This is a genomic window from Bacteroides sp. DH3716P (assembly GCF_025914115.1).
In the GTDB taxonomy this organism is placed as follows: Bacteria; Bacteroidota; Bacteroidia; order Bacteroidales; family Bacteroidaceae; genus Bacteroides; species Bacteroides ovatus.
The window spans coordinates 433,927-458,253 of the sequence record NZ_CP083673.1 but is presented as its reverse complement, the minus strand read 5'-3'; the positions used below and the strand labels follow the sequence as shown (position 1 = coordinate 458,253).

General features: G+C 42.4%; 24 protein-coding genes and 1 tRNA gene. 16 read left to right on the top strand and 9 right to left on the bottom strand.

The window, feature by feature from the left end; all coding sequences use genetic code 11:
• Positions 1-205 precede the first annotated feature (205 nt).
• Entirely contained in the window at positions 206-1,210 is a 1,005-nt protein-coding gene (locus tag KQP79_RS01585) for a beta-ketoacyl-ACP synthase III (protein WP_004300429.1), read from the top strand.
• Between the two features lie 73 nt (positions 1,211-1,283).
• On the opposite strand, the gene KQP79_RS01580 is transcribed toward KQP79_RS01585, so the two are convergent.
• A tRNA-Asp gene (locus tag KQP79_RS01580) sits at positions 1,284-1,357 on the bottom strand.
• A 152-nt stretch (positions 1,358-1,509) separates the two neighbouring features.
• On the opposite strand from KQP79_RS01580, the gene KQP79_RS01575 reads away from it, so the two are divergent.
• Positions 1,510-2,826, top strand: a complete 1,317-nt coding sequence (locus tag KQP79_RS01575; RefSeq protein WP_004300428.1) for an aminotransferase class I/II-fold pyridoxal phosphate-dependent enzyme — start codon at positions 1,510-1,512, stop codon at positions 2,824-2,826.
• 94 nt (positions 2,827-2,920) lie between these two features.
• Positions 2,921-3,511 carry a YqgE/AlgH family protein gene (locus tag KQP79_RS01570; protein WP_008775855.1) on the top strand — a complete coding sequence of 197 codons (591 nt, stop codon included), beginning with the start codon at positions 2,921-2,923 and terminating at the stop codon, positions 3,509-3,511.
• Positions 3,512-3,515: 4 nt separating this feature from the next.
• On the opposite strand, the gene KQP79_RS01565 is transcribed toward KQP79_RS01570, so the two are convergent.
• The 3 genes from KQP79_RS01565 to recR are packed head-to-tail and all read right to left on the bottom strand — an operon-like array spanning position 3,516 to position 5,151.
• Positions 3,516-4,052 carry a GNAT family N-acetyltransferase gene (locus KQP79_RS01565; protein ID WP_004311640.1) on the bottom strand — a complete coding sequence of 179 codons (537 nt, stop codon included), beginning with the start codon at positions 4,050-4,052 and terminating at the stop codon, positions 3,516-3,518.
• Positions 4,049-4,507 (bottom strand): hypothetical protein, encoded by a 459-nt coding sequence (locus KQP79_RS01560; RefSeq protein WP_004311639.1) that lies wholly within the window; start codon positions 4,505-4,507, stop codon positions 4,049-4,051. The genes KQP79_RS01565 and KQP79_RS01560 overlap by 4 nt, the downstream gene beginning before the upstream one ends.
• A 26-nt stretch (positions 4,508-4,533) precedes the next feature.
• Positions 4,534-5,151: a recombination mediator RecR gene (gene recR / locus KQP79_RS01555; RefSeq protein WP_008775856.1), complete on the bottom strand. Its 618-nt coding sequence runs from the start codon at positions 5,149-5,151 to the stop codon at positions 4,534-4,536.
• A gap of 91 nt (positions 5,152-5,242) precedes the next feature.
• Here recR and KQP79_RS01550 point away from each other — a divergent pair, with 91 nt between their 5' ends.
• The 7 genes from KQP79_RS01550 (at position 5,243) to KQP79_RS01520 (ending at position 13,110) form a co-directional block, all read left to right on the top strand.
• Positions 5,243-6,697: a sodium:solute symporter gene (locus KQP79_RS01550; protein ID WP_022199365.1), complete on the top strand. Its 1,455-nt coding sequence runs from the start codon at positions 5,243-5,245 to the stop codon at positions 6,695-6,697.
• 124 nt (positions 6,698-6,821) lie between these two features.
• Positions 6,822-7,427, top strand: a complete 606-nt coding sequence (gene yihA, locus KQP79_RS01545; RefSeq protein ID WP_004311636.1) for a ribosome biogenesis GTP-binding protein YihA/YsxC — start codon at positions 6,822-6,824, stop codon at positions 7,425-7,427.
• Complete coding sequence (locus KQP79_RS01540) at positions 7,417-8,040, top strand: DUF4923 family protein (protein ID WP_004306277.1); 624 nt, start codon at positions 7,417-7,419, stop codon at positions 8,038-8,040. Before yihA ends, KQP79_RS01540 begins: the two co-directional genes overlap by 11 nt.
• 97 nt (positions 8,041-8,137) lie before the next feature.
• Positions 8,138-8,533, top strand: a complete 396-nt coding sequence (locus KQP79_RS01535) for a DUF1573 domain-containing protein (protein ID WP_004300420.1) — start codon at positions 8,138-8,140, stop codon at positions 8,531-8,533.
• 105 nt (positions 8,534-8,638) lie between these two features.
• Complete coding sequence (locus KQP79_RS01530) at positions 8,639-10,627, top strand: OPT family oligopeptide transporter (protein ID WP_004300419.1); 1,989 nt, start codon at positions 8,639-8,641, stop codon at positions 10,625-10,627.
• 6 nt (positions 10,628-10,633) lie between these two features.
• On the top strand, positions 10,634-12,190 hold the full coding sequence (locus KQP79_RS01525) for an N-acetylmuramoyl-L-alanine amidase-like domain-containing protein (protein ID WP_004311634.1): 1,557 nt from the start codon (positions 10,634-10,636) through the stop codon (positions 12,188-12,190).
• A gap of 2 nt (positions 12,191-12,192) precedes the next feature.
• Complete coding sequence (locus KQP79_RS01520) at positions 12,193-13,110, top strand: PorV/PorQ family protein (protein ID WP_004311633.1); 918 nt, start codon at positions 12,193-12,195, stop codon at positions 13,108-13,110.
• Here the strand turns inward: KQP79_RS01520 and lipB are convergent.
• Positions 13,067-13,750, bottom strand: coding sequence for a lipoyl(octanoyl) transferase LipB (gene lipB, locus KQP79_RS01515; protein WP_004311632.1), 684 nt, complete (start codon positions 13,748-13,750; stop codon positions 13,067-13,069). The genes KQP79_RS01520 and lipB overlap by 44 nt on opposite strands.
• Before the next feature lie 66 nt (positions 13,751-13,816).
• On the opposite strand from lipB, the gene KQP79_RS01510 reads away from it, so the two are divergent.
• Positions 13,817-14,656 (top strand): helix-turn-helix domain-containing protein, encoded by an 840-nt coding sequence (locus KQP79_RS01510; RefSeq protein WP_004311631.1) that lies wholly within the window; start codon positions 13,817-13,819, stop codon positions 14,654-14,656.
• A gap of 179 nt (positions 14,657-14,835) precedes the next feature.
• Here the strand turns inward: KQP79_RS01510 and KQP79_RS01505 are convergent, their stop codons facing one another.
• The 4 genes from KQP79_RS01505 to KQP79_RS01490 all read right to left on the bottom strand — a co-directional run bounded on the left by KQP79_RS01505 (position 14,836) and on the right by KQP79_RS01490 (position 20,282).
• Positions 14,836-17,046, bottom strand: coding sequence for a heavy metal translocating P-type ATPase (locus tag KQP79_RS01505; RefSeq protein ID WP_004300414.1), 2,211 nt, complete (start codon positions 17,044-17,046; stop codon positions 14,836-14,838).
• A 97-nt stretch (positions 17,047-17,143) separates the two neighbouring features.
• Positions 17,144-17,467, bottom strand: coding sequence for a heavy-metal-associated domain-containing protein (locus tag KQP79_RS01500; RefSeq protein ID WP_032844524.1), 324 nt, complete (start codon positions 17,465-17,467; stop codon positions 17,144-17,146).
• 69 nt (positions 17,468-17,536) lie between these two features.
• Entirely contained in the window at positions 17,537-19,759 is a 2,223-nt protein-coding gene (locus tag KQP79_RS01495) for a TonB-dependent receptor (RefSeq protein ID WP_032844527.1), read from the bottom strand.
• 124 nt (positions 19,760-19,883) lie between these two features.
• Positions 19,884-20,282 (bottom strand): hypothetical protein, encoded by a 399-nt coding sequence (locus tag KQP79_RS01490; protein WP_004306293.1) that lies wholly within the window; start codon positions 20,280-20,282, stop codon positions 19,884-19,886.
• Positions 20,283-20,478: 196 nt separating this feature from the next.
• On the opposite strand from KQP79_RS01490, the gene KQP79_RS01485 reads away from it, so the two are divergent.
• From KQP79_RS01485 to KQP79_RS01465, 5 genes are all read left to right on the top strand, one after another.
• Positions 20,479-21,564 carry a metallophosphoesterase gene (locus KQP79_RS01485; RefSeq protein WP_004306295.1) on the top strand — a complete coding sequence of 362 codons (1,086 nt, stop codon included), beginning with the start codon at positions 20,479-20,481 and terminating at the stop codon, positions 21,562-21,564.
• A gap of 72 nt (positions 21,565-21,636) precedes the next feature.
• On the top strand, positions 21,637-21,870 hold the full coding sequence (locus tag KQP79_RS01480; RefSeq protein ID WP_004306297.1) for a YecH family metal-binding protein: 234 nt from the start codon (positions 21,637-21,639) through the stop codon (positions 21,868-21,870).
• A gap of 144 nt (positions 21,871-22,014) precedes the next feature.
• The gene (locus tag KQP79_RS01475; RefSeq protein WP_004326964.1) at positions 22,015-22,866 is read left to right on the top strand and encodes an RsiV family protein; all 852 of its coding nucleotides are present in this window, start codon (positions 22,015-22,017) and stop codon (positions 22,864-22,866) included.
• A 113-nt stretch (positions 22,867-22,979) separates the two neighbouring features.
• Positions 22,980-23,600 (top strand): 16S rRNA (guanine(527)-N(7))-methyltransferase RsmG, encoded by a 621-nt coding sequence (gene rsmG / locus KQP79_RS01470; protein WP_004300406.1) that lies wholly within the window; start codon positions 22,980-22,982, stop codon positions 23,598-23,600.
• Between the two features lie 43 nt (positions 23,601-23,643).
• Entirely contained in the window at positions 23,644-24,282 is a 639-nt protein-coding gene (locus KQP79_RS01465; protein ID WP_004311627.1) for an MBL fold metallo-hydrolase, read from the top strand.
• Positions 24,283-24,327: the final 45 nt, after the last annotated feature.

Here is a 24,327-nt window from a genome sequence, read left to right as displayed (position 1 = left end):
ATTTACAACAACTCATTCATTTAAACAAAAATTGCCTGCTAAAAATTTAGACAAAATTTGGTCAAATATTCCTTTTTATTAATTAAAAAGGCTACAGTTTCACAAACTACTATTGGAATTCGGTCTCTTTTCCATATATTTGCGCCCGCATTTTTGATTTTCGAATGAACCTCCTTATTCAATTTACCAAAACTAGATAAAACGAATGGAAAAAATAAACGCAGTAATTACAGGAGTCGGAGGATATGTACCCGATTACATCTTGACCAATGATGAGATTTCCAAAATGGTAGATACTACCGACGAATGGATTATGGGGCGTATTGGTATTAAGGAAAGACGTATTTTGAAAGAGGAAGGACTGGGAACTTCTTACATAGCTCGTAAAGCTGTCAAACAGTTAATAAAACGCACCCGAACAAATCCGGATGATATTGATCTGATAATTGTAGCTACAACAACCCCTGACTACCGCTTTCCTTCCACGGCTTCTATTTTATGTGAAAGACTGGGACTGAAAAGAGCTTTTGCTTTTGACATGCAAGCTGTTTGCAGCGGTTTTTTATATGCACTGGAGACTGGAGCCAATTTTATCCGTTCTGGAAATTACAAGAAAGTGGTAGTTGTAGGCGCTGAAAAGATGTCGTCAATAATAAATTATGCCGACCGGGCAACTTGTCCGATTTTCGGTGATGGCGGAGCAGCTGTCATGCTTGAACCTACTACTGAAGATTTTGGCATTATGGATGCTGTGTTAAGAACAGATGGTAAAGGATTGCCTTTTTTGCACATTAAAGCGGGTGGCTCTATATGTACTCCTTCTTATTATACATTGGATAATCAAATGCATTATATCTATCAGGAAGGACGTACTGTATTCAAATATGCAGTATCCAACATGGCTGATGCCTGTGAATCTATCATTGCAAGAAACCATCTAAGCAAAGAAAACATCGACTGGGTAATTCCTCATCAGGCTAATCAACGTATTATCACCGCCGTAACACAACGTTTGGAAGTTCCTGTCGAAAAGGTCATGGTCAACATCGAACGATACGGTAACACTAGTGCCGGCACTCTCCCACTCTGCCTCTGGGATTTTGAAGATAAATTCAAAAAAGGAGATAACCTAATTCTTACTGCATTTGGAGCAGGATTTGCATGGGGAGCCATCTATGTGAAATGGGGATATGATGGAAAAAAGAGATAGCGATTATTCGCTATCTTCAAAATAAAAAATCCTCTGATTTTCAGTAAATCAGAGGATTTTTTATTTCCTAATGCGGTGCGTACGGGACTCGAACCCGTGACCCCATGCGTGACAGGCATGTATTCTAACCAACTGAACTAACGCACCAAAATATTCACTTTAGCATCTCTCTCGATTGCGGATGCAAAGGTAGATATTTTTTTGAAACCTGCAATAGCTTCAGTATCTTTTTTCTGAAAAAGTGGGTTTATTAAGAATTATCGTGTACATTTGCAGCTACTAATAAAATAGAAAATAGAATGAAAAATACACCAATTGAACGACATCTGATTGACGAAACCATCAATGAGTTTCAAATTGTCGATTTTTCCAAAGCTACCATTCGTGAAGTGAAAGCTATTGCTTCAAAAGCAGAAACAGCATCGGGAGTTGAATTTATCAAAATGGAAATGGGTGTTCCGGGACTTCCTCCTTCCGCTGTAGGCGTGAAAGCGGAAATTGAAGCATTACAAAATGGCATTGCCAGTCTATATCCCGACATCAACGGATTGCCGGAACTAAAGAAAGAGGCATCCAACTTTATCAAAGCATTCATCAACGTAGATTTAAGTCCGGAAGGTTGTGTGCCTGTCACTGGTTCCATGCAAGGTACATTCGCTTCATTTCTTACTTGCAGCCAATGTGACGAAAAGAAAGATACGATTTTGTTTATCGATCCAGGGTTTCCGGTACAGAAACAGCAGTTGGTTGTAATGGGGCAAAAGTTTGAAACATTTGATGTGTATGACTACCGCGGAGAAAAACTGAAAGAGAAACTGGAAAGCTATCTGAAAAAAGGAAATATATCAGCCATCATTTATTCAAATCCCAATAATCCCAGCTGGATTTGCCTGAAAGAAGAAGAATTGAGGATTATCGGTGAATTGGCAACACTGTATGATGTGATTGTTCTGGAGGATTTGGCTTATTTTGCCATGGACTTCCGCCAAGATTTAAGTAAACCGTATCAACCTCCTTTCCAGCCATCAGTTGCCCATTATACGGACAATTACGTATTGCTGATTTCCGGCTCAAAAGCATTCAGCTACGCCGGGCAACGTATTGGGGTAAGTTGTATCTCTGATAAACTATACCACCGAAGCTATCCGGGACTGACCAAACGATATGGTGGCGGAACTTTCGGAACGGTTTTCATTCACCGTGTGCTTTATGCGCTTTCTTCAGGAACTAGTCATTCTGCACAGTTCGCCATGGCCGCCATGCTGAAAGCTGCCAACGAAGGACAATATAATTTCCTTAACGAAGTGAAGATATACGGTGAAAGAGCACGGAAATTAAAAGAAATCTTCCTCCGTCACGGTTTTCATCTGGTATATGACAACGATCTGGGCGAGCCGATTGCAGACGGATTTTATTTCACCATCGGTTATCCGGGAATGACCAGTGGCGAACTGGCGAAAGAATTGATGTACTACGGAGTCAGCGCTATCTCATTAGTAACTACAGGAAGCCATCAGGAAGGATTGCGCGCGTGTACCTCTTTCATTAAAGACCACCAATATGCTCAACTGGATGAAAGAATGAAACTATTTGCTGAAAATCATCCGATAGCCTGATTATTTGACATAAGATATTCATAAAAGCCATTCTTAAAATGAAAAAAAACGGAAAGAACGATTGTTATTCCGTTTTTTTTCTTACTTTAGTGGCATGAATATCGACTCTGACATATTTAAGATTCAATCGAATAATGTGTTGCCATCGAGAGGAAGGATTTTAATATCAGAACCTTTTCTACGTGACGCAACGTTTGGCAGATCCGTAATTTTACTGGTCGATCATACGGATGAAGGAAGTATGGGATTGGTTATCAACAAGCAACTGCCATTGTTCCTTAACGATATCATCATGGAATTTAAATACCTGGATGAGATTCCTCTATACAAAGGTGGACCTATTGCCACTGATACCCTATTTTATCTCCACACATTATCTGATATCCCCGGATCCATTTCTATCAGTAAAGGGCTTTATCTGAATGGAGATTTTGATGAAATAAAGAAATATATATTACAAGGGAATAAAATCAGTGAATGCATTCGTTTCTTCTTGGGATATTCCGGTTGGGATAGCGAACAGTTGAGCAACGAAATCAGAGAAAACACTTGGTTGGTGTCCGAGGAAGAGAAATCATATCTGATGAAAAACAATATTAAAGATATGTGGCGGAAAGCTTTAGAGAAGTTAGGCAGCAAGTATGAAACGTGGTCACGTTTCCCACAAGTGCCTACTCTCAATTAATTTCTCATTTCTTAGGATTCAAACATTGGAGAAGCAATGCATCTTTGTAACAACCCTCCACCTGCAACCAGTTTTTTAATAATCCGCATTGAACGAAACCACAAGAGGTGAACAGTTTTACACATACTTCATTATCCGTCATGACATGTGCATAGAGTTGACTTAAAGACAGAAAATCAAAAGCATATTCACAAAGCAATTTCAATGCATCAGTAGCATAACCTCGTTGCCGATAATCCTTATGGACGGCAATCCCTACTTCTCCCCGCGAATGAAGGGGTACAAAATCTGTTATATCAATTGTGCCGAGTATACACTGGTCAGATTTGCGTACAATCATCAGCCGCAATTGCTTATCGGCAAACACATCGCACTGTGAGCCTTCGATGTATTGACGAAGCACATAACGGGAATAAGGAACCGTAAAATTACTAATATCCCACATTGAAGGGTCATTTTCCATCTCGTACATAATGTCCATATCTTCCGGTTCTACCGCACGAAGATAGATACGCTCGTTCATCAAGAAAGACTGTCTCATAGCTTTTCTTCTTTTGCAATGTGAAGTTCGTTACGCAATCTCTTCTCACTGGGCAGGCAGAAAAGTGACGCCGTGAGGCCAATCAGCATACAGAGGTTACCCGTACTGCTCAACGTCAGGTAGTAACACAAAAGGTTCACTACAATAGCTACTTCAAGCACTCCCAAGCGAACAATGTTCCATTGCACATATCGCTTCAAGGCAAGCGTGATAGTCATGTGATCTATCTTTTTCTTAAGCACCAAGCTAAATAATTTGAGAGAAAGAGGCACACACAAAGCAGTGAGCAAAATGCCGACCGTCTCAAAATAATAGGTAGCTGATGCGTTATCTACCAAACCTCCTACGGGAAAAAGTTCAAATTCTCCTGCCCCAAGCAAAAATGCCGGGAGCACCCAAAAGAAAACATAACTGATATTCAAATTTCTGACAGCTCGTTTTATCTGTTCTTCCATGTTCGTTCTTAAATGATTAATAATGATTATACAGTTCCGGTAAAAAGCGTCCGGTTCACAATACTGCGTCCTAAAGTTACTTCATCGGCATATTCAAGTTCATCACCAACCGATATGCCACGGGCTATCACACTTAGTTTAACCCCTAGTTTATCCAGCTTGCGATAGATATAGAAGTTGGTAGTATCCCCCTCCATCGTAGTGCTCAATGCCAGAATAACTTCTTTGATTCCACCTTCAGCCACCCGCTGCACCAGGCTTTCAATTTGAAGGTCACTCGGTCCGACTCCGTCCATTGGAGAAATAACCCCACCCAAAACGTGATAAAGCCCGCGATACTGCTGGGTTGCTTCCACCGCCATTACATCACGGATATTTTCCACCACACAGACAGTGGAAACATCCCGTTGCGGATTAGCGCAAATCTGGCAAGTTTCAGTATCGGATATATTATGACACACTTTGCAGTATTTCACCTCACGTTTCAACGTTATGATAGAATTTCCGAAAGCTTCCACCGTAGCCGTATCCTGACGGAGCAGATGCAGAACAAGCCTCATAGCCGTCTTACGCCCGATACCCGGAAGTTTGGAAAATTCGCCGACTGCCTTTTCAAGCAGTATAGAAGGATATTGTTGGTTCATAGATAATATTTGCTGTTCTATCGATAAAACCTTGCAAAGATACAGATTATTGTTTTTAATACCTACAAAAATTGCTACCTTTGCATCTGTTATGATGATACTAGTCACTATTCTTTGCTACTTCGCGGTATTATTACTAATAGCCCGTATCACCGGACGTAAGGGCGGATCGAATGCAGCGTTCTTCAAGGGAGAGAACCAATCACCTTGGTATATAGTCTCTTTTGGAATGATTGGCGCCTCTATCTCCGGAGTCACTTTCGTCTCTGTACCGGGAATGGTGCGCGGAATGGATATGACGTATATGCAAACGGTACTCGGATTTTTCTTCGGATACATGGCCGTAGCCCATATCTTACTTCCTTTATATTATAAGTTGAATCTGACAAGTATCTACGGATATCTCGGCACCCGCATCGGGATGCGTGCCTATCGCACCGGTTCCTTTTTCTTTCTGCTGTCACGCATGTTGGGAACCGCAGCCAAACTTTATCTGGTATGCCTCATTCTCCATACGTATGTATTTCAGGAAATGCACGTTCCCTTTTGGCTGATTGCTGTCGGTTCGGTTGCATTGGTATGGATATATACTCATAAAAGCGGAATAAAGACCATTGTGTGGACAGATACCTTACAAACATTTTGCCTGATTGCCGCTCTGATTTTTATCATCTATTTTACGATCCAAAGATTAGACCTTAACTTCAGCGGCATTGTGCAAACAATCCAAAACAGCGAACACAGCCGTATTTTTGTATTTGACGACTGGGTATCCCGACAGAACTTCTTCAAACAGTTCTTCAGTGGTATCTTCATCGTCATCGTAATGACCGGACTGGATCAGGATATGATGCAAAAGAATCTTTCTTGCCGGAACCTCCAGGAAGCACAAAAAAACATGTACTGCTACGGTTTCTCATTCATTCCGCTAAATTTCCTTTTTCTATGCTTGGGAATTCTATTAATAGCGCTAGCGGGACAGATGCACCTCGAACTGCCAGCCATGAATGATGATATACTACCCATGTTTGCAGCCCAAGGTTATCTGGGACAATCCGTATTGGTACTTTTTACAATCGGTATTATCGCAGCAGCTTTCAGCAACTCGGATTCCGCCCTGACAGCCATGACAACCAGTGTATGCGTAGACCTGCTGAATACGGAAAAAGACACAGAAGAAACGGCACGTCGCAAAAGAAGCAAAGTGCATTTATCGTTATCAGTCTTATTGGCATTCTTCATCTGCCTGGTAGAAATACTTAATAATAAGAGCGTTATTGACGCCATATATATCATCGCCTCCTACACATACGGCCCCCTGCTTGGAATGTTTGCTTTCGGACTTTTTACACGCAGGCAAACGAACGACCGGTGGGTTCCTCTCATAGCCATCCTTTCACCACTGATCTGCTATCTTGCCGACTGGTGGATTGAAAAAGAAACCGGATATAAATTCGGTTATGAATTGCTAATGTTAAATGGAACGCTTACCTTTGCGGGGTTAATTTGTATGTCTAAAAAAGGGAAAACGCTGAAAGTACCATGAAAACAGGTACTCCGAAGTTTATAATAAATAATGGCAGAGTTTATTATAAACTGCGCAATAGTTTATTATAAACAATGAACAAGTTTATTATAAACGATTTTACAAAGAAATAAATGACAAGAAAATGGAAATAACAAGTGCTGAATTTGTGATTAGCAATACGGACGTGAAGAAATGCCCAGCCGGTATTTTCCCGGAATATGCCTTTATAGGCCGTTCGAATGTGGGTAAATCAAGTCTTATCAATATGTTGACCAGTCGTAAAGGTCTGGCCATGACCTCCTCTACTCCGGGAAAAACGATGTTAATCAACCACTTCCTTATCAATAAGAATTGGTATCTCGTCGACCTTCCGGGATATGGCTATGCCCGACGCGGACAAAAAGGGAAAGACCAGATACGCACCATAATCGAAGATTATATTTTGGAACGGGAGCAAATGACCAACCTCTTTGTCCTGATAGACAGCCGGCTGGAACCTCAAAAAATAGACCTTGAGTTTATGGAATGGCTGGGCGAGAACGGTATCCCCTTCTCTATCATCTTTACCAAAGCCGATAAACTCAAAGGTGGACGTTTAAAAATGAATATCAATGCCTATTTACGTGAGTTGAGTAAACAATGGGAAGAGCTCCCTCCTCACTTCGTATCTTCCTCGGAAGACCGCACAGGACGTATTGATATACTCAACTACATAGAAAACATAAACAAGGATCTCAATGTTAAATGAAAGAAGAATGAAAATGAAAAAGAGTTTTTTATCTATTGCCTTTATGGCAGTATTTATGCTGATGGCGACTAACAGCCAGGCGCAATCATGGTCCGACTTATTAAATAAGGACAACATTTCAAAAGTAGTGAATGCCATCACCGGAACCACCGAATCTATCGACATGACCGGAACATGGAACTACAAAGGTTCGGCCGTAGAGTTCGAATCGGATAACTTACTAATGAAAGCAGGCGGAGCTGCCGCAGCCACTATGGCTGAAAATAAGCTGAACGAACAATTAAGCAAAATAGGTATTAAAGACGGCCAAATGAGTTTCACTTTCAATGCCGACAGTACTTTCACCAGCACGGTGGGCAAGAAAACATTGAAAGGCACTTACTCCTACAATGCTTCAACCAAACAAGTTGATTTGAAGTATTTGAAACTTCTGAATCTGCACGCTAAAGTAAATTGCAGTTCCAGTTCACTGGAGTTACTGTTCAACTCGGACAAACTGTTGAAATTAATGGCTTTCATCGGCAGCAAAAGCAGCAGTACCGCACTGAAAACAGTTAGTTCACTGGCCGAAAATTACGATGGAATGATGCTCGGATTCCAACTCTCAAAATAGCAAAAGAGAATCGTTTAATACTATTTCGCACTCCATAAAGTATATTTTAGGGGAAAAGCATTATCTTTGTCGTTTGTAATCAAAAAGAGAAGGAAAAATGAAAAAGATACTTTTTTTAATGACCCTGTTAGTAATGGGCGTAAGCTTTGCATTTGCACAAACAAATGCAGATATCAAGTTTGACAAAACAACTCACGATTTCGGTAAGTTTTCTGAAAACAGCCCGGTTGTCAGTTGCACATTTACCTTTACTAATATCGGCGATGCCCCGCTGGTGATCCATCAGGCTGTAGCCTCTTGCGGATGTACAGTACCCGAATATACAAAGGAACCCATCATGCCGGGTAAAAAGGGAACAATCAAGGTGACTTATAACGGAACAGGCAAATATCCGGGACATTTCAAAAAATCAATCACCTTGCGTACCAACGCCAAAACAGAGATGGTAAGATTGTATATCGAAGGCGATATGACGGCAAAAGATGCAAAGTAGGAAAAAATAGACTATTACATAAAGGAGAATCTTTCGGTTCTCCTTTTTTTTTGTTTACTTTGAGGACGGAAATGTAAATTAACACATTAGCAAATTATAAAAACTATGAAACAAGAAGAAGACAAATTCACCGGGTTACCCGAGAATGCGTTCAGAGAGTTGAAACCTGGGGAAGTGTACAACCCGTTGATGGGTCCCTCTAAAAATTATCCGGAAGTTAATATCTGGTCAGTAGCATGGGGTATTGCCATGGCAATCCTTTTTTCAGCCGCCGCTGCCTATCTGGGGTTGAAGGTCGGACAGGTATTTGAAGCAGCTATTCCAATTGCGATCATTGCCGTAGGAGTTTCCGGAGCTGCCAAAAGAAAAAATGCGTTGGGCGAAAATGTGATTATCCAGTCTATCGGAGCTTGTTCCGGAGTAATCGTTGCCGGAGCGATCTTCACCCTCCCCGCTCTTTATATTCTCCAAGCTAAATATCCCGAGATGACGGTTACCTTCATGCAGGTATTCATCAGCTCTTTATTGGGTGGCGTATTGGGTATTCTATTCCTGATCCCTTTCCGTAAATACTTCGTCAGCGACATGCATGGAAAATATCCTTTCCCGGAAGCAACAGCTACTACACAGGTGTTGATCTCCGGAGAAAAAGGCGGCAGCCAGGCCAAACCATTATTGATGGCAGGTATGATCGGCGGATTATATGACTTCATCGTAGCGACATTCGGATGGTGGAACGAGAATTTTACTACCCGTGTTTGCAGTGCCGGAGAAATGCTGGCAGAAAAGGCAAAATTGGTATTCAAGGTAAACACCGGTGCCGCTGTGCTTGGTTTGGGATATATCGTCGGACTGAAATATGCTTCCATCATTTGTGCCGGTTCACTGGCTGTGTGGTGGATTATCATTCCGGGAATGTCTGCTATCTGGGGTGACAGTGTACTGAATGCATGGAATCCGGAAATCACCTCTACCGTAGGTATGATGAGCCCGGAAGAAATATTCAAATATTATGCCAAGAGCATCGGTATCGGCGGTATCGCTATGGCAGGTGTGATCGGTATTATCCGTTCCTGGAGTATCATCAAGAGCGCTGTCGGGCTGGCAGCCAAAGAGATGGGCGGTAAAGGGAATGTAGAGAAGAGCATTATCCGTACCCAACGGGATCTTTCCATGAAGATTATCGCTATCGGTTCCATCATCACACTGATATTAATCGTATTATTCTTCTACCTTGATGTCATGCAAGGGAATCTGTTGCATACATTGGTAGCCATTGTATTGGTTGCCGGCATCTCTTTCCTGTTCACCACAGTAGCAGCTAATGCCATTGCGATTGTTGGTACTAATCCGGTTTCGGGAATGACATTGATGACACTGATTTTGGCTTCCGTAGTGATGGTAGCTGTCGGACTGAAAGGTCCTTCGGGCATGGTTGCCGCATTGGTTATGGGTGGTGTAGTATGTACCGCATTGTCGATGGCAGGAGGTTTTATCACCGACTTGAAGATTGGTTACTGGCTCGGAAGTACGCCTGCCAAACAGGAAACATGGAAGTTCTTGGGAACAATCGTATCGGCTGCAACAGTAGGCGGTGTAATGATTATCCTGAATAAGACATACGGATTTACAAGTGGCGCATTGGCTGCTCCGCAAGCAAATGCGATGGCGGCCGTGATCGAACCACTGATGAGTGGTGTAGGTGCACCCTGGTTGTTATATGGTATTGGGGCTGTCTTAGCTATTATTCTGACTCTTTGTAAAATTCCTGCATTAGCTTTCGCATTGGGTATGTTTATTCCATTGGAACTGAATGTGCCGCTGGTAGTGGGTGGAGCAGTGAATTGGTTTGTTACAACTCGTAGCAAAGATGCATCTCTGAATACGGAAAGAGGTGAAAAAGGAACTTTACTGGCATCCGGTTTCATTGCCGGAGGTGCATTGATGGGAGTAATCAGTGCCGCGATGCGCTTTGGTGGAATCAATCTGGTTAATGAGGCATGGTTGAACAATACTTGGTCAGAAGTGTTGGCATTAGGAGCGTATGCCTTACTGATTCTTTACTTTATAAAGGCTTCAATGAAAGTTAAATAAATCATTATGAGGAGACTATTATCCATTATAGTATCACTTGTAACTGCCATATCATTTGCGCAGCAGCCCGTCGAGCTACCTTTGTGGCCCGACGGTGCTCCCAACTCCAGTGGACTAACCGGAGAGGAGCAGGAAACGCGTCCTCATTTTGTCACGAATGTCACGCATCCCACCCTGACGGTCTACCACCCGGAAAAGCCGAATGGAATGGCTATTATCATGTGTCCCGGAGGCGGGTATCGTGGACTGGGTATGGATGGAGAGGGGTATGATATGGCTCCCTGGTTCTGCGGACAAGGTATTACCTATATAGTATTAAAATACCGGATGCCGAACGGACATTGGGAAGTCCCCGTATCAGACGCCGAACAAGCCATTCGCATGGTACGCCAACATGCCAAAGAATGGAATGTCGACCCTTACAAGGTAGGATTAATGGGAGCCTCTGCGGGAGGACATTTAACTGCTACACTCGCCACTCACTACAATTCGGAAACACGTCCGGACTTTCAGATATTACTTTATCCGGTGGTTACGATGATGCAAGTCACCCGTGGAAATACAAGAACTGCATTGCTAGGCAAAAATCCAACAATGGAACAAATACAGAAGTTTTCCGCCGAATTGCAAGTAACGCCCGATACTCCACAAGCATTTATCGCTCTTACCTCCGACGACCCTTCCGTAGCACCTTACCACGGAGTAAACTATTACCTTGCTTTACAGAAAAACAAGGTTCCGGCAACTCTCCATGTTTATCCTACCGGAGGACATGGCTGGGGATTTCAGGATCATTTTAAATATAAGCAACAATGGACACAGGAATTGGAGAAATGGTTGCGCGACGGCGTTGTATTCCCGGAAAACCCCGAACCCATGTTACGAATCGGGAAATCTTACCTGGGAACTAAATACGTGGCTAACACATTAGATCAAGACGGAGAAGAATCATTAGTGATCCGGACTGATGCCGTAGATTGCCTCACTTTCGTAGAATACACGTTGGCACAGGCACTCGGCTCTTCCTTTGCCGACAATCTGCAAAAAATACGTTATCGGGACGGCATCATCAACGGTTATCCTTCCCGGTTGCATTATACTTCCGAATGGATAGAGAACGGAATCCGCCACGGATTCCTCACCGACATTACTGCCAAAAACAGTGCGCATACCCAGAAAATCTCTCTTTCGTATATGTCTACCCATCCCAAGCAATATAAAAAATTGGCTGATTCGCCGGAAAATGTACGACAAATGGCCGAATATGAAAAAGCAATCTCCGGAAAAGTCGTACATTGGTTGCCGAAAAGCGAACTGCCGGAAGCCGGATTGCCCTGGATCATGAATGGAGACATTATTGCTATTACAACGAAGATGCCCGGACTGGACATTGCTCATGTGGGAATAGCAGAATATAAAGAGGGAAAACTGCACCTGCTGCACGCTTCTTCTACATTGGGAAAAGTAGTTGTCAGCGACGAACCTCTCAATCACATGCTAAACAACAATAAATCGTGGACAGGCATACGTGTTGTCCGGATGTCTCACTCTAAAAATAACTGATTATGAAACGAGTAAAACATTTCCTTCTCGCCTCGTGCTTATTCCCCACTTTGCTGGGAGCACAAGAAATGGCAAGCGCCTATTTTCTGGAACTTACTCCGGACGCCCAATCGGCAGGTATGGCAGGTACAGGATTAGCTACCACCGATAACGGTAGTACAGCTATTTTTCATAATGCTTCTACCATCGCTTTCTCACAAGAAGTGATGGGTGCGAGTTATTCATACGCTAAGATCAACCAAGATTATGCGCTACATAGCGCCTCTCTTTTCTACCGGATCGGAAGGGAAGGCATACATGGATTTGCTGTAGGTTTCCGGCATTTCAAAGATCCTAAGGTATTCGATTACCGTCCTCATATCTGGGATTTAGAAGCTGCTTATTTCAGAAATGTAGCCAAAAATCTGTCTCTTTCATTAACGTTCAGATACCTGCAAGCCAAAGCCGCGGAAAACGCAGACAGCAAGAATAGCGTTTGTCTGGACTTCGGCGCGACCTACTATCGCAATATGGCTCTATTGGACGAAATGGCTTCCTGGAGCATTGGTTTCCAAGCTGCCAACTTAGGTAAAAAGCTGGACGGACAAAAGTTACCCGCCAGATTAGGATTGGGAGGTACAATCGACCTGCCATTCAGCATAGAAAACCGTTTGCAAGTGGCTCTCGACTTCAACTATCTGCTCCCCTCTGAAATCCGTCATCTCCAGGCTGGCATAGGAGCTGAATATAATTTCCTGAAATATGGTGTTGTCCGTGCGGGATATCATTTCGGAGACAAAGACAAAGGAGCGGGCAACTACGGCACCCTAGGCTGCGGAATAAACTTCTGGCCGATACGTGCAGACTTCTCATACGCCTTGGCTGATAAAGATTGCTTTATGCGCCGCACCTGGCAACTGGGAGTTGGAATAGTTTTCTAAGCTCCTCTTCGAGGCGTTGCTTCACTTCGTCCATCGGCACATCGTGCTTTAATTCCTGACGAAGAGAAGTGACGCCTTTATCTATAAATCCGCAAGGGTGGATATAACTGAAATAACGTAAATCGGTATTCACATTCAGAGCCAGTCCATGCATCGTGACATAATGGCTGCTCCTCACTCCGATAGCACAAATCTTACGCGCACGAGGCGTATCACCTTCCAACCAGACTCCTGTCGCTTTCTCCAAACGTCCGGCCTCAATGCCATAAAAAGCACATACCCGAATCACCGCTTCTTCCAGCAAATGCACGTACTCTTTCAATCCTAACTGAAATTCTTCCAGGTTTAATATCGGATAACATACCAATTGTCCCGGACCATGATAAGTAATGTCCCCTCCCCGATCAATATGATAAAGGGTGGCATCAATTGCTTTCAGTTGTTCATCACTCAACAACATATTATTTTCTTTCCCGCTACGTCCTAATGTATAAACATGGGGATGTTCGCACATCACAATACGGTTTTCATAACTCTCGCCCTGAACTTTTGCCCGGACAATGTTATCAAACCATTCTGTCTGCCGTTGCCATGCTTCGGCGTATGGTATCAAATTCCAATCAATAAAAAATGTTTTCATAAAAACAAAGGTAAGAAATAAAAAGAAAATGCGTACATTTGTTGGCCTAATATAACACACACAACTATGAAAATGGACTTTCCACAGGTAGACTTGCCTACCGAAGTATTAGCATGGACGAATGTAACAGAAGACATTCTCAATATTTACAAGCAATCTTGCCGGTTGCAAGCATGTATTGTTGCCATCTGTACCGAAGGTTCGATGAAAGCCTCCATCAATCTGCTTGATTATGAGATTCGTCCTAATGACCTGATAACTCTGTTACCGGGAACAATCATTCAGTTTCGGGAGAGAACAGAAAAGGTATGCCTTTGCTTTGCCGGCTTTTCCGCACATTGCGCCGGACGAATCAACCTGATGAAGAATATTGGTAACGCATATCCCAAACTGATAGAACAGCCGGTGGTTCCTCTTAATGAAGAGGTAGCCAGTTATCTGAAAGACTATTTTGCTCTATTATCACGGGCCAGCTGCAATGAGAACTTCGAAATGGATTCTGAATTGGTTGAATTGTCTCTTCAGACCATCCTGACAAGCATACGATTGATATATCATAAATTTCCGGGTGAAAACGGTAGTTCGAATCGAAAAAAAGAAATCTGCCGGGAACTGATTCATGTTATCACCGAGAATTATAAAAACGAACGTCGTGCACAGTTCTACGCAGATAAATTAGGTATATCTCTTCAACATTTAAGTACGACAGTAAGACAAGTGACAGGTAAAAGTGTATTGGACACTATTGCATATATTGTCATTATGGATGCTAAAGCCAAACTGAAAGGAACCAATATGACTATCCAAGAGATAGCATATTCTCTAAACTTCCCCAGTGCCTCTTTCTTTGGCAAGTATTTCAGACGATATGTAGGAATGACGCCATTGGAATTTAGAAACAGATAATTTATACGAAGGACGATAGAAAACATAAATGGTGAGTTGTAAAACAATGAACGGTGAATAAATTGCGTATTATCCGCAAAGTATTCACCGTCTATTATTTACAGTTCGCTGTTCATAAATGACAGCTTACCATTCATCGTTTACAGCTTACAGGTTCCTGTCTTTTTATAGTTCATTTCTCATTTTCGTCCCAAGCTCAACGAATTGAGCACTACGCTCACGCTGGAGAACGCCATTGCGGCACTTGCCAGCATCGGATTCAATAACAAACCATTCAGCGGGAACAAGATACCGGCAGCAATAGGAATACCGATCAGGTTGTAAATAAACGCCCAGAAAAGGTTCTGATGAATCAGTTTGACTGTCTGCTTTGACAACTGGAAGGCTTTAGGAAGCAGCAACAAGTCCGATGTCATCAAAGTCACCATAGCCACGTCCATAGCAATATCAGTTCCTTTTCCCATAGCAATGCTGACGTCAGCCAATGCCAGTGCCTGCGAATCATTGATACCATCGCCCACCATCGCAACCTTCTTTCCCTGCATTTGAAGCTCACGTACAAATTCGGCCTTATCGTCCGGTAGAGCGTCGGCAACAAAACGTTCGATTCCTAAACGGGAAGAAACGGCTAGTGCAGTCCGTTGTCCGTCCCCCGTCAGCATACAGATGTCAATCCCTTGACGTTTCAGTTCCTTCACTGCTTCGGCAGAAGTAGCCTTTATCGGGTCGGAAACAGCAATGATAGCCAGCAACTCGTTTTCACGTCCAAAGTAAATGATGCCGTTACCGTCCGATTCATAGTGAACCAGCATTTCAGCCATCACATCGCTTACTGTCGCACTGAAATCTTTCAGGAGTTTATGACTGCCTACCCAGTAAGTATGTCCCTCATACGAGGCTTTGATTCCTTTTCCCGTAATGCTTTCAAAGCTATCCAACGCGGCAGGTTTTATTTTTTCTTCGTCCTGAAGCGCAGAGACAATAGCGCCGGCAAGCGGATGCTCCGATTTCATTTCCGCAGCTAAAAGTACATCTTTGAAATGTGGTTCCTGCGACTGCGCCCATAACCATCCGGTAGCTGTAGGATGTCCTTCAGTCAGTGTTCCCGTTTTATCCAGAACAACGACATCTACTTTGCGCATTTGTTCCAAAGCCACTGCATCTTTAATCAGAATATGCTGGCTGGCAGCTTTACCTATACCCACCATCAACGCAGTAGGTGTAGCAAGCCCCAAAGCACATGGACAAGCAATGACAAGAACAGAAACAGCCGACAAAATACCATAAGAAATATATTCACTACCACCAATGGTAACCCACAATACAAATGTCAGAATGGCAATGCCCAATACGACAGGTACAAAAATCCCCGTAATACGATCGACAATGCGTTGCACGGGAGCTTTGCTGCCCTGTGCTTCCTGCACCATAGCGATAATACGGGCAAGCACGGTTTCACTGCCTACCTGTGCGGCACGAATGATAAATGAGCCACGCTGGTTGATCGTTCCCGCCAATACTTTATCACCTTTCTTCTTTTCTACCGGAACCGGTTCACCGCTAATCATACTTTCATCGACATACGAGTCGCCTTCGGAAAGCTGACCGTCCACAGGTATTTGTTCTCCCGGGCGTACAACCACCAAATCACCTACCTGGAGTTTCTCAATCAAGATCTCCTCCTCCACTCCATTGCGCAGAACGCGAGCCGCTTTTGGCTGCATTCCCATCAACTTACGAATGGCTGTTGAGGTATTTCCTTTGGCACGTTCTTCCATCAACTTTCCGGTAAGAACGAAAGCGATAATCACCGCAGAAGCCTCATAATAGACATGCGGTTCCAATCCGCGGTCATACCAGAATTCGGGGAAGAAAGTGTTGAACAGACTGAACAGAAAAGCAATGGAAGTACTAAGCGCAACCAAAGTATCCATATTACTCCGTCCTAATTTAGCCTGTTTCCAGGCTCCGGTGAAGAAACCACCTCCGAAAAAGACCATAACAGGGATAGCAAGTACCATTTGAATCTCATTAGAGTATGGTACATGCATCAGTATCATGGAATATACCAACAATGGTACTACCAAAATCCACGCTCCAATTACCTTCCATTTCAAACGAGTGTAACGCTTATGCTGTTCCTCTTCCCGGCGTTCTTCTTTGTGGGCTTCTTCCACAATCAGATCATAACCTGCCGCAAGCACAGCCGCACGAATCTCTCCGGGAGTCAGCTGCTCTTTCTCATAAGAAACGGTCAATGTATTGGTAGCAAAATTAACGGAAGCCTCAATGACTCCCGGCAATTTTTTTACTGTTTTTTCTACATTATTGGCACATCCTGCACAATGCATATTAAGCACAGGAAATGCCTTTTTTGTTGTGTTACCCATATAATTATTGTTTACGGCCTTCCCCTCCTCTCAAAAAGAAGTTGGGGAAGAACCCTTGTTTGTTTATAGAAACAAGCTAATACAGGTATTTGTTCAATTACTTCTTATCAGCCTTCTGATCGTCTTTCTTTGTTTCTTTTACAAATTCGGCTTCATAACTGAACTTATTAAACCCTGCCTGCAACTTCTTTACATTCGTTTTTTCAGCGTCATACGTAATGGTTACCATTTTCGTTTTTACTTCGGTCGAAATATCCTTCAGCCCTTTCTCAAAACGCATATTGTCCTTTACTTTCTTTTCGCATTTCTCACAGTGCATCTGCGACACTTTAAATACAACAACACGAATATCTTTTGCCAATACAACTGTTACACTCAAAAGAGCCACCACGCAAGTGGCCATCCATCTTTTTGTTCTCATTTTTCTTATCAGTTTAAAATTAATATTCTTTATTATGCGATCGTTTCTTTCATTCGCTATTTCCCGTTTTTACTCGCTATTTCTAGCTAAGTTAAAACGTATTCCGATATATCCTTTTGCTCCGTGCACCGGTCCCCAAATCATGGTAGAATCAAAGTTGTTCCCCCAGGGATTTGCCGCATCGATAATCGGATTCTTTTGTTTGAAGTTTGTCAGGTTCTCGCCTCCTACGTAGATAGACCAGCGGCGGAAGTAACGGGTCACCTGTAAACTCAACTGTTCAAAACTGCCATAACGACGTTCCCAGGATAACTGTCCGTCTCCCAGTTCATAAGGAGTAGGCATCCTGCCGCCGCCATTCAGTTGCAGTGTAGCGTCAAACTGCCATATTCCCAGCGGAGTTTGGTAAGAAGCCGTGAGTAGTCCTTTATATTTGCTGGTCAGCGGTTTCTCCATTCGTTCACCTTTGTAGGTCGTTTTCGCATCCGTGAGCCGGTAAGCACCTGTCAGAGTGAATCCTTTGAAGAAAGGATAACTTGCTTCCACTTGGAACACATGCGAATAAGAGCGTCCATCCAAATTGTAGAAAGCTACTTCATGGGGGTTGCTATCCATATCCACTATCACTTGTTTCAGGAAATCCGTATAATAGTATTCCGCATTCACATTCAGCGTTTTGCCGAATATAGGGATATAAGTAGAGACGCTGGCACCGTAGTTCCATGCTTCTTCCATATCCAGGTTCTTTGCTATTTCCACCTTACGGCTGCTGGAAAGCAGGTAGTTGTTTTCTGCCAACACATGATTGGTACGATATCCTTTTCCGGCAGAAAGACGGAAATTCACATATTCATTCGGATTGTATTTAAGATGCGCACGCGGAGTCACGAAGAAACCATGTTCGTTACTGTAATCACCACGCAGACCGGCCATTACCATCCATTTATCATTCAGGTTCAACGTATATTGCACGTAAGCACCGGGAACAGCTTCCTTTTCAAAGGCTTTGAGCGGATTGTCCGTTGTATTTTCCAAACGGTAATGTTGGTCATAAGCGTCATAATTGAAGCTCAACCCTGCGGAGAAACTATTTTGCGGATTAAATTCCGTTTCAAACATCAGCGAAGCATAGACGTTGGTTTGATCCACATTATACAGTTTGCGTCCATACGTAGCATCCTGATTGTGTAAAGTGGTGGAAAGAATCAAAGCCAGATTCGTATTCTTCTCCTTATTAAAGATATAGGCGTTCTTGGTGAAGAATTCATAGCGCTCCGTATCGATCCCTACTTTATACAGGTCACCGGAGTGCATTGTCCCTCCATGATTGGCCTGTCCGCTGGTACGTGTTTCAGAAAGGGCTTTGATACCTGCCTGGAAAACATAATGGTCGCCCATGTATGCCCACCGGTTCCACACATTATACTGTTCTACCTGCGGAATATCCACAAATCCGTCATCGTTGCCATCATGCGCCTTGGTCTCATTTTCGTAATGCGCCAGCAGAGAAGTGCTCCATCGTTTGGAAAGTTTCAATGTAGCGTCCGCATTGGCTTCATATCGGTTGGTAGTGCTTGCAAAAAGGTTGGCAGACACCCAATCGGCTTCCGGCAACTGTGGTTTCTTAAATTCTACGTTTATCTGTCCTGTGATGGCTTCATAACCATTCTTCACCGAAGATGTTCCTTTGGAAACCTGTATGCTCTGCATCCACGGACCGGGGACATATCCCAATCCATAAGGAGCGGCGGCTCCCCGATAATTCGGGATGTTTTCCGTCAACATCTGCACATAAGTGCCGGACAGCCCCAACAATTTAATTTGTTTGGCTCCTGTTGCCGCATCGGAATAACTCACATCTACTGAAGGGTTCGTCACAAAACTTTCCCCCAGGTTACAACAAGCGGCTCTACTCAATTCGGCACTGCTTATCATGTCTTCGTTCATCACGCTACTGCGCAATTTCATCGTTCCCAGTTTACGAGTGACAATATTTACTTCATTCAGCTCCACTCCATCACGAAGCACAATATCCAGTTGTTGATTTTTACTGCTCACATGAATCGTGTCGTTCTGAAAACCGATAAAGCTGACAATCAGCATGTGGCTTTTGGAAGGTTTAGTGATAGAAAAACTACCATCCTCTTTGGTTGTCACTCCTTGTCCTGTATTCATCCAGAACACATTGGCACCCGGAATAGCCTCCCCGGTACTATCTTTCACTGTTCCCCGTACTTGCGCATATATATTACCGGCAAATAACAGGAACAGTCCTATTATCATATATTTCATTCTTTCTAAAGTTACTTTCGAGATACAAAATTAATTCATTTCTCATGCAACTTAGTTGCATTCAGTGCTGCTTTACTTTCATGTTCTATTGAAAGCAAAGGATTAAATAAGAAAGAAATAGTGGCTAAATAATATAAGTGGAATATAGCGCCAGCTTCTGCCTCGAACAGAGAGGTGGCGGAGAGGTCAGACTATCATATTCTACCGATTTATCCGCATAGGTCGGAGTCAACAGATAGCAAAAATGCTCACACAAAAGATCGACTACTAAAGCTGATGTTGTCAGTTCAGTAGTATGTTTCATCAAATCAAGCTTATAGATAATAGCTGTACAACCCTTATCTTTACAACCTTTTTTTGAATCACAAGTATGAGTCTTTTTACACTTCGGACAGCCTGTATCACAACAGCTCTGCACCGTTTCACAACGGACACAGCAATAATGCACAATAGAGACTCCACCTCCTGAATAGATAATCAGGAGAGAAAGGATAAGTGCTGTTATGTAGGCTAGTTTTTTCATTTCAGAGGACAAAGATAAGAATAAAAACAGATTTTCCTATAATTTTTCGTAATTAAGATTCAATCAATCCGATACAGACACATTCTCTTTCCTTTATTTGGCTATTTTAGAGTCATATCAGCACTATTAACTCTTTTTACTCAACAATAAAACCTATCTTTGCCCCAATAAATTCTCTGATTTTTAAGTAAACGCTATGCTTACATATTTACTCATCATTATCACTCTTTATCTGGCAGGTAATGCCTACATATTTATCAGAGCAAAGCAAGCTCTGAAAGTTAAATCTCTCGGAGTAAAAATATTCCTGACCGTTTTATTCTGGATATGTGCTTTATCCTTTTTCGGCACGATGCTAACTCGTAACCTTGAGATGCCTGTCTTTATCTCCCATTCAATGTACACCATTGGAACAAGTTGGTTGATATTTACTCTATACATGGCATTATTCTTGCTTTTGTTTGATATCTTGAAATTATTCAAAGTTGTCTACAAATATAGGTTCTATCTGTCTTTAGTGTTCACGTTGGGATTGCTGGGATGTGGGGTATATAACTATCATCACCCGGAAACCAATGTAGTCAGCATTTTAACCAATAAACGATATGAAGATACTCCCCAAGCAATTAAAATCGTCGCAATCAGCGATGTTCACTTGGGAAATGGTACAGGGAAAGCCGCATTAAAAAAATATGTGGAAATGATAAATGCGCAGCATCCCGACCTGATACTGATTAGTGGTGACTTGATTGATAATAGCGTCGTACCTCTTTATACAGAGAATATGGCGGAAGAATTAGCTAACTTGAAAGCTCCTATGGGTATCTATATGGTTCTCGGCAATCACGAATACATTAGCGGTATCGATGAAAGTATCCGATATATTAAAAGCACTCAAATACAATTATTGCGCGATTCAGTAGTTACACTTCCCAACGGCATACAACTGATAGGACGTGATGACCGTCATAACCGCAAGCGTCATTCCCTGCAAGAGTTAATGGTGAATATCGATAAAAGCAAACCTATCATTTTATTGGATCATCAACCTTTTGATTTGGAAAAAACGGAAGCTGCCGGCATCGACCTGCAATTCAGTGGGCATACACACCACGGACAAATATGGCCTATTAATTGGGTGACCGATTATATCTTCGAGCAAAGCCACGGTTATCGCCAATGGGGAAACAGTCACGTGTATGTATCTTCCGGATTGTCTCTTTGGGGACCACCCTTCAGAATAGGAACGCATAGTGAAATGGTTATTTTCAATTTTCAATGAATATTATGCAGTTTTGTCACATATGTTACAGTTTCCAAGCAATCTCTGCCCTATCTTTGCAGAAAAAAGATTATGGAACAATTACATGCTCATGAAGTCCTCCACATGATGGAAGGAAATAGCTACTCGGAATCATCATTGCGGGAAGCAATCATTAAGAAGTTTGGCTCACAGCAACGTTTTTATGCTTGCTCGGCAGAAAACATGGATGTAGATACCCTTATCGAATTTCTGAAAATGAAAGGGAAATTTATGCCTGCTGAAGATGGATTCACAGTAGATATCACTAAAGTTTGCAAGCATTGATTGGCGGATAATATCCGCCAATCCCATTTTTGGGGATAAATAGCTGCATTTTTTTCTGTTTTTATTAGCCCGATTCACGAATTTCATCTATATTTGTCAATAGTGAATGATAAAACAAATGTTGAATTTACAGAAAAAATGGGTATGAAAAAACAATATGTCAGTCTGCTTGCAATTATACTTTCGGTAAGCGGCTTTTTGTTTTCTTGTCATGACAAGATGAACAAAAACACAGGTGCGTTACAGTTTGATAGCATTCAAGTGAATAAGACAGCTCACCTCTTCAATGATACAGCCAAACCGGCCTGCAATATTATTATTAATTTTGCTTATCCGATAAAATCATCGGATGATATGCTGAAAGACAGTCTGAATACTTATTTCATTTCGGCCTGTTTCGGAGATAAATACATCGGCGAAAAACCGGAAGAAGTTGTAAAGCAATATACCGAGAATTATATCAGCGAATACCGTCGCGATCTCGAGCCTATGTATACCGAAGATGAGAAAGACAAGGAAGACGAATCTTCCATCGGTGCCTGGTATTCTTATTATAAAGGTATAGAAAGCCATGTGCAACTGTATGATAAAGATCTACTTGTATATCGCATCGACTATAACGAATATACCGGAGGTGCACATGGAATTTACATGGCAACTTATTTAAATATGGACCTCACCCTGATGCGTCCGCTCCGCCTCGATGATATTTTTGTCGGAGACTACAAAGACGCATTGACCGACCTGATCTGGAATCAGCTCATGGCAGATAACAAAGTGACCACTCACGAAGCATTGGAAGATATGGGATATGCTTCCACCGGGGACATCGCTCCGACAGAAAATTTCTATCTAAGCAAAGAAGGAATCACCTTCTATTATAATGTATACGATATCACTCCTTATTCTATGGGACCTGTAAAGGTAACAATCCCATTTGCTATGATGGAACATCTATTAGGCAGTAACCCGATTCTGGGAGAGCTAAAAAATTAAAAATCATAAAAAGCTGAACACCAATGAATATCCTGTTGTTATCACTTCCATGTGACAGAATAGGATATTCATCCACATCTATCATTCAAAACTTATAATTCAAAATTCAAACAGTGGAAATCATACTGAAATATTTTCCTGATCTGACGGAAGAGCAGCGCAAACAATTCGCAGCTCTATACGACCTCTACACTGACTGGAATTCAAAAATCAACGTTATCTCCCGCAAGGACATTGAGAATTTATATGAGCATCACGTGCTCCATTCATTAGGCATTGCCAAAGTCATCCAATTCCGCCCCGGAACCAGCATCATGGACTTGGGTACAGGAGGAGGTTTTCCCGGCATTCCTTTAGCAATCCTGTTTCCCGAGGTAAAATTCCACCTCGTAGACAGTATCGGCAAAAAAGTACGTGTAGCAACCGAAGTGGCAAATGCCATCGGACTGAAAAATGTGACTTTCCGCCATGCCCGTGCAGAAGAGGAGAAACGAACGTTCGACTTTGTTGTCAGCCGTGCCGTAATGCCTTTGGCGGATTTGATTAAGATTATTAAAAAGAATATCTCTTCGAAACAACAGAATGCATTGCCCAACGGACTTATCTGTCTCAAAGGCGGTGAACTGGAGCATGAAACAATGCCGTTCAAACATAAAACGGTCATTCATAGCTTGAGCGACAACTTCGAGGAAGAGTTCTTTAAAACAAAAAAAGTGGTATATGTTCCGATTTAAACAAGACTATATGTTCTGATAGATGATAAATCATAGAGAAACCATGAAAATAAAAAGATTTGAATTTAATATGTTTCCCGTAAATTGCTACGTATTATGGGATGACACTAAAGAAGCAGTCGTAATTGATCCGGGCTGTTTCTATGAAGAAGAAAAGCAGGCACTGAAAAAGTTCATTCTTACCAATGAACTGAATGTAAAGCATCTGCTGAATACTCATTTACACCTAGATCATATCTTCGGAAATCCGTTCATGCTGAAAGAATTCGGGTTATCGGCAGAAGCAAACAAAGCAGACGAGTACTGGATTGACGAAGCACCGAAACAAAGCAGAATGTTTGGTTTTCAGTTGCAGGAAGAACCTGTACCACTGGGCAAATACCTGCATGACGGAGATATCATCACTTTCGGACATACCAAACTGGAAGCAATACACGTGCCCGGACATTCACCCGGCAGCTTGGTGTACTATTGCAAAGAAGACAACTGCATGTTCTCCGGTGACGTCCTGTTCCAAGGCAGCATCGGCCGTGCTGATCTCACAGGAGGCAACTTCGATGAACTGATAGAACATATTTGCAGCCGTTTATTTGTTCTTCCCAACGAAACAGTCGTTTATCCGGGACACGGCGCTCCCACGACTATCGGAATGGAAAAAGCTGAAAACCCATTTTTTAGATAATAAAAAAGAAGTATTAAGTATCAGGTATTAGGTATTAACAAGGCT